Here is a 15,476-nt window from a genome sequence, read left to right as displayed (position 1 = left end):
AATAAAAATAGTGCAAATGTAAAAATAAATAATACAATACCAATTATTATTTAAATTTTAATTAGAAATTTTATACAGTTTTTGATTAGAACATTAAAAAAGGAAATGGTTTAAAGCGAGTCACTTTAAACCTTTGTATCTTTTATATCTCTACTTCGTTTTTCTTTTTTTTATTTCGTCCCCACCAAATATAAAATCCTGATATGGGAAGGGTAGCTATAAGCAGACTGATTAAAAAAGCAAAGATTTTTCCGGCAAGTCCGAATACTGCCCCAGTGTGCAGGTCATAGTTCATACGCATTAATTTATCGGCAACGCCGGCATTTCCATATTTTCCATAAATGTGTGTTACCTCTTTTTCTTCCAAAGTGTATTGGTCAAAATAACGATAATCTGTTTTCCAAAAGGTTCCTTCTTCCGAATTGGCATTGGCGGCAATAGAAGTGCTGTCATTTTCTGGCGGATGCACTTCTATGGATTTTGCTGTTGGATATTCTTTTTGCATTAATGCCCAAATTTTATCCAAAGGTTTATAGGGTTGGACTGCCTTCTTAGTCGAAATTGGATCTTCATAAATCAATGATTTTTCTCCTCCAAGTGTAGTATAATAGGAGTAAGCAAACCATTGGAAACCCCAAACCAAACCTGTAATGGCAAAAATAAGCGCAATCAGAAGGACGTAAAACCCAGTGATATTATGTAAATCATAGTTCTTGCGTTTCCACTTTGTGTCTTTTTTCCATTTAAATCTAAAACGTTGTTTGGTCGCATTTTTATTTCTTGGATACCAAAGATACAACCCTGAAAGTAGGAGTGTGAGGAATATTAATGTAAACGAGGCAACAACTGGCTGACCAATTTCAGGTGGCAACCAAAGATAGAAATGTCCGTCGAGAATGAATCTGAAAAATCCCTCCTCCATATTAGCCGTTTCTAACACTTTGCCTGTATATGGGTTGATGTAAACGATATGATAATAGGTAGGCTCATAATGGAAGAATATCGCTTCCGCAGATTTTTCTCCACCATTGTACTTAACGGCGTGTAGGGCCTTTCCTGGAAGTTCTTTTCTTGCAATCTGTTCCAGTTGCGACGGTGGTAGGAAAGGTTTGTTCTCTTTTTCGACAAAACGGTATTCCTCGGTGATGTTTTGTATTTCTTCCTGAAAAGCATACAAACAGCCCGTAATGGCAATTATAAATACAATAATCCCCGAAGACAATCCGAGCCATAAATGTAGTTGCCCAATCAGTTTTTTAAAGCTATTATTTTTCATTAAAAAAGGATAAAACTCCCCACGTTAATGAGGAGTTTAGTTAAACATATGTATAAAAAGCTTAGAATTTATAAGTTACACCAGCCATTAAGTTTCTCAATTTTTGTGGTGTTACAGTAGACCAACCTGAATAGTATTTTTCATTTAGAAGATTATTTACTTTTAATGAAAAATTAAATTTATTGCTATTGTATGAAAGCACTGAATTTAATACAGTATAGCTTGGTAATTCAAATGTTCCAATGTTAGATCTGTTTAACACTTTGTAATCACTTGCATAATTCCCTCCAAATCCTACACCAAATCCTTTTAATGTACCTTCTTGGAAATTATAGCTTGCCCAGAAATTTATTAATGTTTCAGGACCAGCTTCTTCAGGTCTTAATCCTAAGTATCCTGCCCCAGGAGTTTCTTTGGTAACCTCACTTTTATTGTTGCTAAAACCTGCAATTAAGTTTAAGCCTTTAGTCGGATTAGCAGTAAAACTAAGTTCAACACCTCTGCTGAATACAGCTCCACCTTGTATAGAACCATTGATATTGTTAGGGTCTGTCATTAATTTATCCTTAACGTCAATATCATAATAACTTATTGTTGCAGAAACTATATCTTTATATAGATTGGTTTTTAATCCAAATTCATATTGATTGGCATGTTCTGGATCAAAAGATTGTAAACGAGGATTACTTCCATCAGCATTAGCAACTTGCTGAGGCATTATGTTGGTAAATCCATTCATGTAGTTACCAAATAAAGAAACTTTATCTTCGATTACTTGATATACTAAACCAAATTTTGGAGAAACTGCAGTTTGGTCATTTGATTCATCACCAGCAGTAGATTTGAAATTATCTACTCTTAAACTTGCCATTGCAGATAAACGATCTGTAATATTAAGAACATCCGATGCGTATGCACTTATAACTTGTGTTTCACCTAATGAATTTCCAGTAAAAGTTCCTTTTAACAAATCATCAACTCCTGCTTCTGTTAGGTCTCCAGTGTCAGTTTGATTTTTAAGAGATACAACTCCATTGGCTACCCACCCTGAACTTCCGCTTTGGATGTTTGAATTGAAATAATCTACACCAACTATTAATCGGTTTCTTAAACCAGCAATTTTGAAATCACCGATAAAGTTTTGTTGGATGTCAGTAGTATTAGTTTGGCCGTTTCCTTTAGAAATAAATCTGCCAAACTGATCGCCATCTCCAGCATCCCAAAGGTAAGAGTAGTAGCCATAAGTTTTTGTGCTGTTTCTAGATAGAACAGTTTGTGATGTCCATTTGTCAGATATTTTATAGAACATCTGAGTTTGCATATTAAATGAAGGATTACTCATTACCAAATCATTTGAATTATATGATTTCTTGTAATTTTCTTCGAACAAATCCATAGAAGTGAAAGATAAAGGAACATATCTGTTCAAGAAAATCATCGGAGCAATTGCTGAATTTCTACTTGAAAATTCAGTATTCACTAAAAACGATAATTTATCATTTACTTTATAACTCAACGATGGAGCAAAGAAAAATGATTTGCTAAATCCTGAATCTTGGAATGAATTTTCATTTTGATATGCCGTATTAAATCGTACAGAAATTTCTTTGTTTATTGGAACGTTTACATCAGCAGTAACTCTATCTAGTCCATAAGTTCCAGAAGTGTAATTTATTTCACCTCCAAAAAAATCGTATGGTTTTTTAGTAACAATGTTAATCAAACCTCCATAGGAAATTAAGCTGCTTCCAAATAAAGTTCCAGATGGTCCTTTAATAACTTCAATATTATCAACATTAATAGGATCTACAGTAGTATTTGTTACTGCTGGCAATCCATTTGTCATTGTAGGTTGTACCGCAAAACCTCTCATGCTAAAATATTCTGCTCCATCAGTTCCACGACCTGTTGATTCCCAAAGGCGAGTAATTCCGGTAGCATTTTTGAGGGCATCGTTTAGATTTGTTACTACTTGCTCTTTTAATAATTCACTTGTAACTGTATTGTAAACTTGTGGGTTTTCAATATCTTTTAGCGTCATTTTTGAGACGGTAGTACTTTTTTCTCTTTTGTATTTGTACTTGTTAGAAACTTGCACTTCTTTTAAATTACTGACAGTATCTTTTCCTATCTCTTGTGCGAAACTAGCTACTGAAAATAATATAATAGTAGAAAATAAAATTGTGTTTTTCATTTTTATTTAGATTAATTAAGAATAGTGCAAATGTAAAAATTATACTTAATTTAACAATTTTTATTTAGATTAAATATAAATAAAATATTTAAGTTAATGATTTATGGGTTTTTAGAGCATAAAAAAACCTTGCTATTTTGTAGCAAGGTTAATTTTTAGTAAGATAAAAGTTATTATTTTACTATCGAATCTTTTTTCATTCCGAATTTTTCGGAGCTTGGTTTCCCAAGTTGAACACCAGAAATGGATGCGACAAGGCTGTCTTTGTTAATTAGTGTATAAGTGATTTTTTGTGGATAATCGTGTTTTGGGTTTTCAAAAACCAACTGTTTTTCTGTTCCGGTAGTCATTTTAAAAGAAACCGCTTTGTTCTCGTTTTGTCCTTTTACAGTGGCATTATAGTATAAGTCTTCTCCATTTTGCTGTAATAGTATGGATTCAAAATGCAGGGTGTCTTTGCCTTTGATAAAAAAAGATTCCCCTTGAAAGGTGCTGTCGTTGATTTGTTTCCAACTCTCAGAAAGATTTCCGTCAGCAGTTTTGGTACTCCATTTTCCCAATAACCAGTTGGCTGATTTTATTTTGTCTTTCTCGGTTGCTTCAGAGTTTTTACAGGAAACAATAGCTAACAAAAGCAATAAAAGAGTTGTTTTTTGAAACATTGGCATGAATATTTGGTGTTATTTTGAAAAGCTAAATTATGAAAAAATAGAATAGTGTTTTAAAAGTAACCGCAGATTCGCAGATTTAATATTTTTAAAAGATGTGTGTTTTGTAATTTTAGAAAATCAAATTAGCGCAAATTCTGCTGAAAGCAATTAACTTAAAGATAGATATTTGAAAAAAAAATCTGTGAATCTGCGGTAAAAAAACTTATTTTATTTTGAAGCTTTCAAGAATAATGATTAATGTTCTTAAACACTTTCATTCAAAATAGAATAAACCAGTTCTTTGGTAGGTTTTTGATCTTTCAGTTTTTCTCGAACCATATCAAAAGTTACTTTAAAATCACAGCCCAGTTTATAGTCGCCACAACCGTAAGCAGTTTTTCCTTTTAACACCGTTCCTTTTTTGCATTTGGGACACGTTAATTCATCCGGTGTTGTTTTGGTGACAATTTTCTTCGGTTCTAATTTGAGTTTGAAATTTTCTTCAAAACGGATTAAGCCTTCAACTGTTCCAGAATCGGTTTTGAAGTCTTTCAAATTTACGGTCGATCCTTTTTGAACTAAACGCAAATATTGGCTTTCAGAAATCTTTTTCCCTTCAAAAACATTTGGTAGTAGAAAATCACAGCCCGATTTATATTCACTGCATCCGTAAGCTGATTTTCCTTTTATCAAATTTCCTTTTTTGCATTTTGGACAGACTTCTGCCAAAATTCCTGCGGCTTTCTTTTTCTCAACCGCAACTTCTTGCTTTTGAACACTTCCTGCATGCGAAATATTGGCTCGTCTGGATTCGCTTCGGACTTCATATACCAAAGCTTCTACCATCTGTTTCATGTTTTTGATAAACGCGCCAGCGGTAAATTCTCCTTTTTCAATATCTTTCAATTGCTTTTCCCAAGAACCCGTGAGTTCAGCCGACTTTATTAATTCATTCTGAATGGTGTCAATCAGTTGAATTCCAGTTGGTGTTGGCAAAACCTGTTTTTTGTTTCGAACGATGTATTGGCGTTTGAAAAGCGTTTCAATAATATTGGCTCGCGTTGACGGACGACCAATACCATTTTCTTTCATCAATTCGCGTAAATCTTCATCATCGACTTGCTTACCCGCGGTTTCCATAGCACGTAATAAGGTTGCTTCCGTAAACTGATTGGGCGGTTTGGTTTCTTTTTCTAAAAACGAAGGTACGTGCGGTCCTTTTTCGCCTACGACAAAACTCGGCAATATATCGGCTTCTTTTTCTTTTGCATTTGGATCTTCAAAAACTACGCGAAATCCTTTTTTCAAGATTTCTTTTCCGGTGGTTTTGAACATCACATCGGCAGCTTTACCAATCACGGTGGTATTGGCTACCAAACAATCGTCATAAAACACGGCAATGAATCTTTTCACAATAATGTCATAAACCTGTTGCTGATTGTACTGCAAATTGTTTTGCACTCCTGTCGGAATAATTGCGTGGTGATCGGTTACTTTTTTATCGTTGAAAACTTTGGGCGATTTTTTAATTTTTTTTTCTAAAAGAGGTTGTGTCAGTTCAGAATAATTGGTAAGTTTTCCAAGAATTCCGGGTACTTTTGGATAAATATCATTTGGTAAAAACGTGGTATCGACTCTCGGATAGGTAACTACTTTTTGCTCATACAGGGTTTGTACAATTTTAAGCGTTTCATCTGCCGAAAAACCAAATTTTTGATTGCAATATACCTGTAAGCCTGTTAAGTCAAACAGTTTTGGAGCAAACTCGTTACCGTTCTTTTTTTCGACAGAAACAATTTCGAACTCACTTTCTTTGACTTTATTGGCTAGAATTTCACCGTCTTCCTTTTTCAAAAAACGTCCTTCTTCATAACTGAAAAGCGTTTCTCTATATAAAGTTTGCAGTTCCCAATAGGGTTGAGGTTTGAAATTTTCAATTTCCTTGAATCGGTCAACGACCATTGCCAGAGTTGGGGTTTGCACTCGTCCAATTGACAATACTTGTTTGTATCCACCATGTTTTACGGTGTACAAACGGGTGGCGTTCATGCCAAGTAACCAGTCGCCGATGGCTCTGGAAAATCCTGCGTAATATAAATTATCGTAGTTGGCTGATGGTTTTAGGTTTTCAAAACCCTCTTTGATGGCTTCGGTGGTTAGGGACGAAATCCATAAGCGCTGTACCTCTCCTTTATAATTGGCTTCGTTCATTACCCAACGCTGAATCAGTTCTCCTTCTTGTCCAGCATCCCCGCAGTTGATGACCAATTCTGCTTTGTCGAATAAACCTTTTACGATTCTGAATTGCTTTTGAATCCCTGAATTCTGAACCACTTTGGTCTCAAATTTTTCGGGAAGCATGGGCAGGTTGTTCAAGTCCCAACTTTTCCAATTGGGTTTGTAATCGTTGGGTTCTTTTAAGGTGCATAAATGTCCAAAGGTGTAAGTGACCTGATAGCCATTGCCTTCAAAATACCCATCGTGTTTGGTATTGGCTCCCAAAACGGATGCGATTTCGCGTGCTACACTTGGTTTCTCGGCTATACAGACCTTCATTTTCTCCTACTGATTTGAAGGCGCAAATTAGGAATTTAGAAATTGGTATTGAAATGAAATCTAAAGATTGTGGGTTTAGCTGTTAAGCAACTAAGTTTTTTAAATGACTAGTTTGTTCTCGCAAAGACGCAAAGGTGCAAAAAATCTCTAAAAACTTTGCTGATTTACGGAGCTGGTGTTCGGCACAAAAGATTGCAACGGATAGCAGGAAATAGCTTCTAAAAATGAGAAAAAACCTCCTAAATAATCTTGATGATATTCTGATTACAGTAAATTGTAAACTGAATACTTTTTTTGTACTTTTGCAAACCGAAATGAATGAATGTTTTTTAGAAGATAATAAATATAAATAACAACAATTCATTTAGCCTTTTGGCAAAAAATAAATAGACAAGAAATAAAGAAATATACAGATGTTAGATAGACTTCAATATGTAAAACAGCGATTTGACGAGATTTCGGATTTGATTATTCAACCGGATGTTATCGCTGATCAAAAACGGTATGTGCTGCTTAACCAAGAATACAAAAGCATTAAAAACTTGGTTGAAAAGCGTGAAGAATATATTTTGGTATTGGCCAACATAGAAGAAGCTAATGAAATTATTGCCGACGGTAGTGATGCCGATATGGTAGAAATGGCCAAAATGCAGCTTGATGAAGCCAAAGACCGTTTGCCACAACTGGAGGATGAAATCAAATTTATGTTGATTCCGAAAGATCCAGAAGATGCGAAAAACGTAATGGTGGAGATTCGTGCCGGTACAGGTGGGGACGAGGCCAGTATTTTTGCAGGTGATTTGTTCCGTATGTACACTAAATACTGTGAAGGACAAGGATGGAGAACTTCGGTTGTGGATATGAATGAGGGTACTTCGGGTGGTTTCAAAGAGGTTATTTTTGAAGTTACTGGAGAGGATGTTTACGGAACTTTGAAGTTTGAAGCTGGAGTTCACCGTGTGCAACGTGTTCCGCAAACAGAAACTCAAGGACGTGTTCATACATCAGCAGCAACGGTTATGGTACTTCCGGAAGCAGAGGAATTTGATGTACAAATTGATATGAATGATGTTCGTGTGGATTTCTTCTGTTCATCAGGACCTGGAGGACAATCGGTAAATACTACGAAATCGGCTGTACGTTTGACGCACATTCCAACTGGATTGGTGGCGCAATGTCAAGATCAAAAATCACAGCACAAGAATAAAGATAAAGCTTTGACGGTTTTGCGTTCTCGTTTATACGAAATGGAATTAGCCAAAAAACAAGCTGAAGATGCTACAAAACGTACATCTCAAGTGAGTTCTGGTGACCGTTCGGCTAAGATTCGTACTTACAATTATGCTCAAGGACGTGTGACTGATCACCGTGTTGGATTGACATTATATGATTTGGGTAACATTATGAATGGTGATATCCAGAAAATTGTAGACGAGCTAGCATTAGTTAACAACATGGAAAAATTAAAAGAAGCTAGCGAAGTTTTTTAAAACTTACATTGTTCGTTTTACAAACACTTAATTGGATAGAACCAATTAAGTGTTTTTTTTGTGTTGTTCCCAGTTTAAATGAATTAAAATCTTATTAAAACAATCCTAATATTATATTAACCTTAAATCAATTTGATGAAAAAATCATTACTATTTTTAATTGTTCTATTTTCAATTGCACAAGGAAATGCCCAGTCTTATATGGGGTATATGCCTGATAATTATGCAGGAGTGCAGGGAGTGCTTTTTAATCCAGCCTCTATTGTTGATTCTCGTTTTAAAACAGACATAAATATATTTTCAACCAGTAGTTCGTTGAATAATGATTACTACGGTCTAAGTTTATTTGATTTATCGAAAAGTTCATATGATGCCAATAAAGAAGGCAAAAGAACACCAACTAAAAACAATGGCGGAATTGTATATTCTGATATAATGGGGCCTTCATTTATGTTCAATATAGCACCAAAACATGCGATTGCTATTTATACGAGAGCCAGAGCAGTAGTAAATGCCAATGATATAAATGGAGAATTATACGATCAATTGAAAGATGGTCTTGATGATGCATCTGATTTTAATATTCTTGTGGGAAATCCTAATGCAGTTGGACATACTTGGGGAGAAGTAGGAGCGTCCTATGCTGCTGTTTTATTGCAAAGCAAACAACATTTCCTTAAAGGAGGTTTTACTGCCAAATATTTAATTGGAGGAGCAAATTCTTATATGCAAGGCGATAATGTAACTTCAGCTTTTAATCAGACCAACGATCCAATGACAAGTACTTTGGTAACTACCGGTACACTAACAATTGGAAGTAATCCGGATTTTATTACTGGTGATGAGGATTTTGAATTTGACCCTAATTCAAGAGGATTTGGTGCTGATTTTGGTTTGATTTATGAGTGGAGACCTGATTATGAGTCTTATGATTTGAACAATGCCAAAGCGGTTGACAATAATTTTAAAGACTTGAATAAATATAAATTGCGTTTTGGATTGTCGATTACAGATATTGGGTCCATTAAATACAATAATTTAAGAGAGGATTTCTATAATATTAATGGTGTGGTTTCTCAACAGGATATTGACGATGCCGAAGATCTAGGCGATTTTCTTGAGACTTATTATGGAACTCCTACGACAAGATATTTTTCCAAAAAAGCCAATTTACCAACAGTATTGCACGTTGATGCGGATTGGAATATGTACAAGAAATTTTATTTGAATTTAAATGGGAATCTTAGTTTAGTAGATAAATCTGCTCTTGGTAAAACGAGTTCTGCAAATACTTGGATTTTAACGCCACGTTACGAAACAAGATGGTTTACATTCTCTCTACCTATAAATTATATGGAATATAGCGGAATGCAAGTAGGTACAGGATTGCGTTTTGGGCCTTTGTTTGTTGGTTCTAGTTCATTAATTACTAATGTGCTTTCTAAAGAATCAAAAGCGGCTGATGTTTATTTTGGTTTTAAAATTCCGGTGTATCAAAAGAAATTTAAAGATACTGATGAGGATGGAGTTCTAGACAAAGAGGATTCTTGTCCAACTGTTGCGGGACCTTTTGAAAACAAAGGTTGTCCTTGGCCAGACAGCGATGCAGATACTGTAGTTGATAAAGATGATACATGTCCAACAGTTGCAGGACCGGTAGAAAATAAAGGATGTCCATGGGGTGATGCTGATAAAGATACGGTTTTGGATAATGTTGATTCTTGTCCAACTGTAGCGGGTCCTGTTGAAAACAAAGGATGCCCTTGGCCAGATACTGATGGTGATTCAGTGTTGGATAAAGACGATAAATGTCCAAACGAAAAAGGATTGGTTGCAAATGCAGGTTGTCCTGAGTTAGATGCTGATAAAGATGGTGTGACAGATAAAGAGGATGCTTGTCCTACTGTTGCTGGACCAGCAAGTAATAAAGGTTGTCCTGAAGTAACTAAAGAAGCGCTAAAAGAACTTAAAGTTCAGGCAAGAGCAGTGTTTTTTGTAACAGGGAAAGCGGTTTTACAAACAGCAGATAAAGGACAAACTGACGGTAGATTGGATGCGATTAAAGAAATTATCAAAAACTATCCAAATGCCAAATTCTCTATCGAAGGGCATACAGATAATGTAGGTAATGCTAAATCGAATCAAAAACTTTCTGAGGCTAGAGCCAAAGTGGTTATGGATGCGTTAATAGCAAAAGGTGTTAATCCAGAAAATTTAACGTATAAAGGATTTGGAGCTACGAAACCTGTTGCAAGTAACAAAACGGCAAAAGGAAGAGCGGAAAACAGAAGAACCGAAGTGATACACGTAGGGACTATATATGAAGGAAAATTATAATTATTGTTTTTATATTCTAAAAAATGAGGTCTGCAAAGACCTCATTTTTTTATGGAATAAATTTGTCCTGTATGTATGCAATCTGGTTTAATAAAGGTTGTCAAGTATTATTTAGACGAATGAAAGTTAAAAGGAAAAACATAGCTAGTTTACTATTTTTAATGGTTTTTGAAGCCTTAATTTTTTCCAAATTTTCAATCTGTTTTTTGCTTTATTACTAAAGTATTTTTCATTTGCCTCTCCCAATAAAATGCCGAGGGGTTTCATTTTTTCCGAATTGTCAAAAATAACTTTTAGTGAAGCTGTGATGGGTAAAGCTAAAATCATTCCAGAAATTCCCCATAACATCGAAAATAAAATTATGGACAAAATTGAAACAAATGCATTTAATGAAATTTTTGAGCCTGTGATTTTTGGAGTTATGAGGTTTCCTTCCAAAAATTGAATGAAGCCGAAAATTGCAATAACTCCAATAGCATACCAATAAGAATCTTTTGTGGCAAATGCGATTAATGCAGGTATAATCGAGCCCACTATAATGCCTATGTAGGGTATTAGTAACAATAATGAAGCTAAAAATCCGAAGAAAAAAGCATGTTCAATTCCAAGTAATAACAGACCTAAACTGTTTAGAATACCCACAAGAATCATTACCATTAATAATCCCGATAAATAGTTTTGTTGTACTTTATAGATATCATTTAGAATGTGTCTCACTTTGGATTTACTAGTTCCTGATGATGCTTTGTATATAAAACTGACTAGAAAATTTCGGTATAGCAAAAACAAAAACATATACAATGGTGATAAAATAAAATCACCCAAAATACTGCCAGATGTAGCAATGAAATCCATTATGTTGGTCGAATTTTGTTTTGCTATTTCTTTGATTTCAAGGTCCTCACTTTTAATTCCTGTCGATTTTTCAGTTTGAGTCACCAAAGGGTTGATCTTTTTTTCAATTTGAGCATAATATTTATCGCTTTTGTCCGCAATCTCCTTAAATTGAATCCCAATTAAAACGAAAACTGCAAAAACTAGACTCGTAAAAATGACAATGGCAAATGTGATGGAAACAATTCGATTAAAACATAATCGGCTTTCAAAATAATTTACAATTGGGTAAATTAGTATGCTAAGAATGATTGCGAATAATAACGGAATAAAAAAATCTTGTAACATATAAGCTATGAATACAATTGATATGAAAGCCAATAAATCTAAGGCAAGATGATTTTTTATAGATGTTGTATTCATAAGCTCTTTTTTTTGAAATAAATAAAAACTGTCTATAGGAATACTGATTTCTTAAAGATTAAGAGGACAGTAAATAATATAGACAGTTCCGTTTTGTTGAGAAGGATCAGTTACAAATCAGCGATCCATTTTGTAATTTCATCTTTTGTTTTACCAACTCTTTTCTGAATCTTTCCATACATTTCATCTTCCTTTCCTTCTTCATACAATAAATCATCATCGGTTAAATCTGCATATTCTTGTTTCAGTTTTCCTTTGATTTCATTCCAGTTTCCTTTGATTTCTGTAGTGTTCATAATGCTTTCTCTTTGAATTAATAATATAATTTTGTTTGTTTTAATACACTTAGTTAATGTACTTCACAAAGTTATGCTGACAATCCAAAAAAGCCATTATAGAATTATTTAGGTTTGTTGTAAAATTTAGGGGTTTTTGGATTCAAGTTTGTAAATTTGCCACAGAACTTAAATTTACATGACTACACAACAACTTCACGACCAAATTAAAATCAAAAAATCATTTCTATGCGTAGGCTTAGATGTTGATTTGAATAAAATTCCGCAACATTTATTGGAATTAGAGGATCCTATTTTTGAATTTAACAAAGCCATTATTGATGCGACGCATGATTTGGCAGTGGCCTATAAACCAAATATTGCATTCTTTGAAGCCTATGGGATAAAAGGATGGATGTCATTGCAAAAGACCATTAACTATATCAATGAAAATCATCCAGAGGTTTTCACTATTGCCGATGCCAAAAGAGGTGATATCGGGAATACTTCATCGATGTATGCCAAAGCTTTTTTTGAGGATTTAAAATTTGACAGTGTAACCGTTGCTCCTTATATGGGAAAAGATTCTGTTGAGCCTTTTCTTGCTTTCGAAAACAAACACACCATTATGTTGGCGTTGACATCCAATGAAGGCGCTTTTGATTTTCAAACCTTAATTGTTAATGGAACCCGAGGCGAAGCCGAACGGAGCGAAGCTAAAGAATTGTATAAGCAGGTATTGGAAACATCCAAAACATGGAAAAATTCTGAGAACCTAATGTATGTGGTTGGCGCTACCAAAGCTGAATATTTTACCGAAGTTCGTAAAATTGTACCAGATAGTTTCTTGTTGGTTCCAGGTGTTGGTGCACAAGGCGGAAGTCTTTCGGAAGTTTGCAAATATGGAATGAATGACAATGTTGGATTGCTAATCAATTCTTCCCGTGCTATTATTTATGCTTCGAATGGAACCGATTTTGCTGATGTAGCAAGAGCTGAAGCTTTGAAAATGCAACAGGAGATGGAAGAGATTTTAAAGGGTTTAAATGTTTAAAAGTTTAAAGTATTAAACTTTAAACAAAATTAAACAATTCTTAAATGAAGCAATTTACTGATCAATTCGGCACTTCTCATACTTTTGAATCTTCTCCCAAGCGAATCGTTTCTCTTGTGCCTTCTCAAACCGAATTGTTATATGATTTGGGCTTGGAAGACAGCATAGTTGGAATTACGAAGTTTTGTGTGCATCCTTATCATTTTAAGTCAACCAAAAAAATAGTAGGTGGAACCAAAAAAGTGCATTATGATAAAATCCGTTTATTGGAACCGGATATTATCATTTGCAATAAAGAGGAGAATACACAAGAAATAGTAGAGGAGTTACGTAAAATTTGTACCGTTTGGGTAACTAATATTGCTACATTGGGGGATAATTTTCAAATGATTACGGACTTTGGTCAGCTTTTTGATAAGAGAACAGAAGCCAGAAAATGGAATGATAAATTGGCTTTTGCCTTGAATGATTTTAAAAATTTCATCAATGATATTCCGGTTAGGAAAGTGGCTTACTTTATTTGGAAAAATCCTTACATGGTAGCTGGTTCGGGGACCTTTATAGATGAATTATTAAAGCTGAATCATTTTCAGAATCATTTTGCCACGAAAGAGCGGTATCCTGAAATTGAACTTGATACAATGGAAGATGAAGGCGATTTGGATTTGATTTTACTCTCTTCGGAACCGTTTCCGTTTAAAGCGGAAGATGGTTATGAAATAGCCAAATCGACTCATAATGCCCAAGCCATTTTGGTGGACGGGGAAATGTTTTCTTGGCATGGGAGCAGATTGCTGAAGGCCTTTGATTATTTTAAATACTTGCATAACAGTATTTGATAAAATTACAAAAGGATTAAGAATTCCGAAAAAGAACTATATTTGCCTAACAAAAAAAAGCTAAGTGATTAACTATACAGTATATAAGAACGAGAACAGCGATCAGTGGGTCACATTTGTGCACGGCGCTGGGGGAAGTTCATCCATTTGGTTTAAACAAATCAGGGATTTCAAAAAAAACTACAATATTTTGTTGTTGGACTTGAGAGGTCATGGAGAATCCAAAACAACTTTAAAAACGGCCTTCAAACAAAAATATACTTTTTCGGCTTTAGCCAACGATATTCTGGAGGTTTTGGATCATCTTAAAATCGAAAAATCACATTTTGTTGGAATTTCATTGGGAACCATACTCATTCGACAATTGGCAGAAATGTATCCGGATAGAGTACAAAGTATGATTCTTGGTGGAGCTATTTTAAAAATGAATTTCCGTTCTCAGATATTAATGCGTTTGGGAAACACTTTTAAATATGTATTGCCCTATTTGGTTTTATATAAGTTTTTTGCTTTTGTGATCATGCCTAAAAAAAGTCACAAACAATCTCGATCACTTTTTATAAATGAAGCCAAGAAATTATATCAAAAGGAATTTATCAAGTGGTTTAAATTAACAGCTGAGATAAATCCGGTGTTGAAATGGTTCCGTCAGGTAGAATTGAATATCCCTACACTTTATGTTATGGGAGAAGAAGATTATATGTTTTTGCCTTCAGTGCGTAAGGTGGTGGAAAGCCATTATAAATCGTCCCAATTATTCGTAATTGAAAATTGTGGACATGTGGTCAATGTAGAACAGCCTAATGCTTTTAATTCAGCTGTTTTGTCTTTTATACATACTGCACATTAAATCATATTGAGCTTTTTTCGAAAAAAGAATCAATAACATTTTTTTATTTGTTTAAAAAAAATGTTATTTTTCTACGTAAAATGCAGTGTTAAAAGAAAACCTATAAAGAAAATCTAATAAAAAGGCTAAATTTATTTTGTTGGTGCTTTTTTTTTTATACTTTTATCAAAAAATAAAAACACCTTATTTTGATTTTAAGAAAAATAAATATAGTTGTAAATACTAAATCTCTTTATTTAAGAGGACTTCAGCCTGTATTTAATTGCTGATTTAAAATTGGTTCAAAAAACTCTATCCCTTGAGTTTTACTTCCTATTTAGTTATTTTTTTTTCTTCTTAACCAAGACACCATGAATTTTATTAAATTAATACTTGTATGTGTTGATTGTAAATCTTTTTCTCTAAAAGGATTGCAACCAATATTTAATTGTTAAAAATTCTCTTCCAGATTTAACGATTGTAGTGCTTAAATGTTTTTCTATTGGGCAACTATGATTATTTGTATTCCATTTTAAAAGTTTAAAAAGTGCGATTCAATAATAATTTAAATCTTGAAAGTTAAAGTATTCCATTTTGATTTTAATAAAAACAAATACCATGATAAAAACCAAATCTCTTACTTTAAGAGGCCTTCAACCTATCTTTAATTGTTGATTTATGGCTTCAAAAAACTCTTCTTGAGTTTAGTTGATATATAG

The 15,476-nt window shown here is 34.0% G+C and carries 12 protein-coding genes; 6 read left to right on the top strand and 6 right to left on the bottom strand.

Annotated features, from left to right (window positions below; genetic code table 11):
* Positions 1-142: 142 nt before the first annotated feature.
* The 4 genes from B0E44_RS09120 to B0E44_RS09105 all read right to left on the bottom strand — a co-directional run bounded on the left by B0E44_RS09120 (position 143) and on the right by B0E44_RS09105 (position 6,676).
* A complete protein-coding gene (locus tag B0E44_RS09120; protein WP_077373365.1) occupies positions 143-1,276 on the bottom strand; it encodes a PepSY domain-containing protein in 1,134 nt (377 codons plus the stop codon).
* A 61-nt stretch (positions 1,277-1,337) separates the two neighbouring features.
* Entirely contained in the window at positions 1,338-3,470 is a 2,133-nt protein-coding gene (locus B0E44_RS09115; RefSeq protein ID WP_077373362.1) for a TonB-dependent siderophore receptor, read from the bottom strand.
* A 173-nt stretch (positions 3,471-3,643) separates the two neighbouring features.
* Positions 3,644-4,132 (bottom strand): DUF6265 family protein, encoded by a 489-nt coding sequence (locus B0E44_RS09110; RefSeq protein ID WP_077373368.1) that lies wholly within the window; start codon positions 4,130-4,132, stop codon positions 3,644-3,646.
* A gap of 252 nt (positions 4,133-4,384) precedes the next feature.
* A complete protein-coding gene (locus B0E44_RS09105) occupies positions 4,385-6,676 on the bottom strand; it encodes a DNA topoisomerase 3 (protein ID WP_077373359.1) in 2,292 nt (763 codons plus the stop codon).
* A 224-nt stretch (positions 6,677-6,900) separates the two neighbouring features.
* Here B0E44_RS09105 and B0E44_RS19085 point away from each other — a divergent pair, with 224 nt between their 5' ends.
* The 3 genes from B0E44_RS19085 (at position 6,901) to B0E44_RS09095 (ending at position 10,503) form a co-directional block, all read left to right on the top strand.
* Positions 6,901-7,029: a hypothetical protein gene (locus B0E44_RS19085; protein ID WP_256382262.1), complete on the top strand. Its 129-nt coding sequence runs from the start codon at positions 6,901-6,903 to the stop codon at positions 7,027-7,029.
* 60 nt (positions 7,030-7,089) lie between these two features.
* Positions 7,090-8,166 (top strand): peptide chain release factor 1, encoded by a 1,077-nt coding sequence (prfA, locus tag B0E44_RS09100; protein WP_077373355.1) that lies wholly within the window; start codon positions 7,090-7,092, stop codon positions 8,164-8,166.
* Positions 8,167-8,301: 135 nt separating this feature from the next.
* Positions 8,302-10,503: a DUF5723 family protein gene (locus B0E44_RS09095; RefSeq protein ID WP_077373352.1), complete on the top strand. Its 2,202-nt coding sequence runs from the start codon at positions 8,302-8,304 to the stop codon at positions 10,501-10,503.
* A 144-nt stretch (positions 10,504-10,647) separates the two neighbouring features.
* Here the strand turns inward: B0E44_RS09095 and B0E44_RS09090 are convergent, their stop codons facing one another.
* Together B0E44_RS09090 and B0E44_RS09085 are read right to left on the bottom strand one after the other, a co-directional pair.
* A complete protein-coding gene (locus tag B0E44_RS09090; protein WP_077373349.1) occupies positions 10,648-11,760 on the bottom strand; it encodes an AI-2E family transporter in 1,113 nt (370 codons plus the stop codon).
* A gap of 110 nt (positions 11,761-11,870) precedes the next feature.
* Positions 11,871-12,056 (bottom strand): CsbD family protein, encoded by a 186-nt coding sequence (locus B0E44_RS09085; RefSeq protein ID WP_077373346.1) that lies wholly within the window; start codon positions 12,054-12,056, stop codon positions 11,871-11,873.
* Positions 12,057-12,234: 178 nt separating this feature from the next.
* Here B0E44_RS09085 and pyrF point away from each other — a divergent pair, with 178 nt between their 5' ends.
* The 3 genes from pyrF to B0E44_RS09070 all read left to right on the top strand — a co-directional run bounded on the left by pyrF (position 12,235) and on the right by B0E44_RS09070 (position 14,778).
* A complete protein-coding gene (gene pyrF / locus B0E44_RS09080) occupies positions 12,235-13,089 on the top strand; it encodes an orotidine-5'-phosphate decarboxylase (RefSeq protein WP_077373343.1) in 855 nt (284 codons plus the stop codon).
* A gap of 44 nt (positions 13,090-13,133) precedes the next feature.
* Complete coding sequence (locus tag B0E44_RS09075; RefSeq protein WP_077373340.1) at positions 13,134-13,928, top strand: ABC transporter substrate-binding protein; 795 nt, start codon at positions 13,134-13,136, stop codon at positions 13,926-13,928.
* 64 nt (positions 13,929-13,992) lie between these two features.
* Positions 13,993-14,778, top strand: coding sequence for an alpha/beta fold hydrolase (locus B0E44_RS09070; RefSeq protein WP_077373335.1), 786 nt, complete (start codon positions 13,993-13,995; stop codon positions 14,776-14,778).
* The last annotated feature ends 698 nt before the right edge of the window (positions 14,779-15,476 follow it).

It is taken from the genome of Flavobacterium sp. A45, assembly GCF_002001005.1.
Lineage (GTDB): Bacteria > Bacteroidota > Bacteroidia > Flavobacteriales > Flavobacteriaceae > Flavobacterium.
The sequence above is the reverse complement of the archived record's forward strand: the minus strand, read 5'-3'. Positions and strand labels throughout refer to the sequence as shown.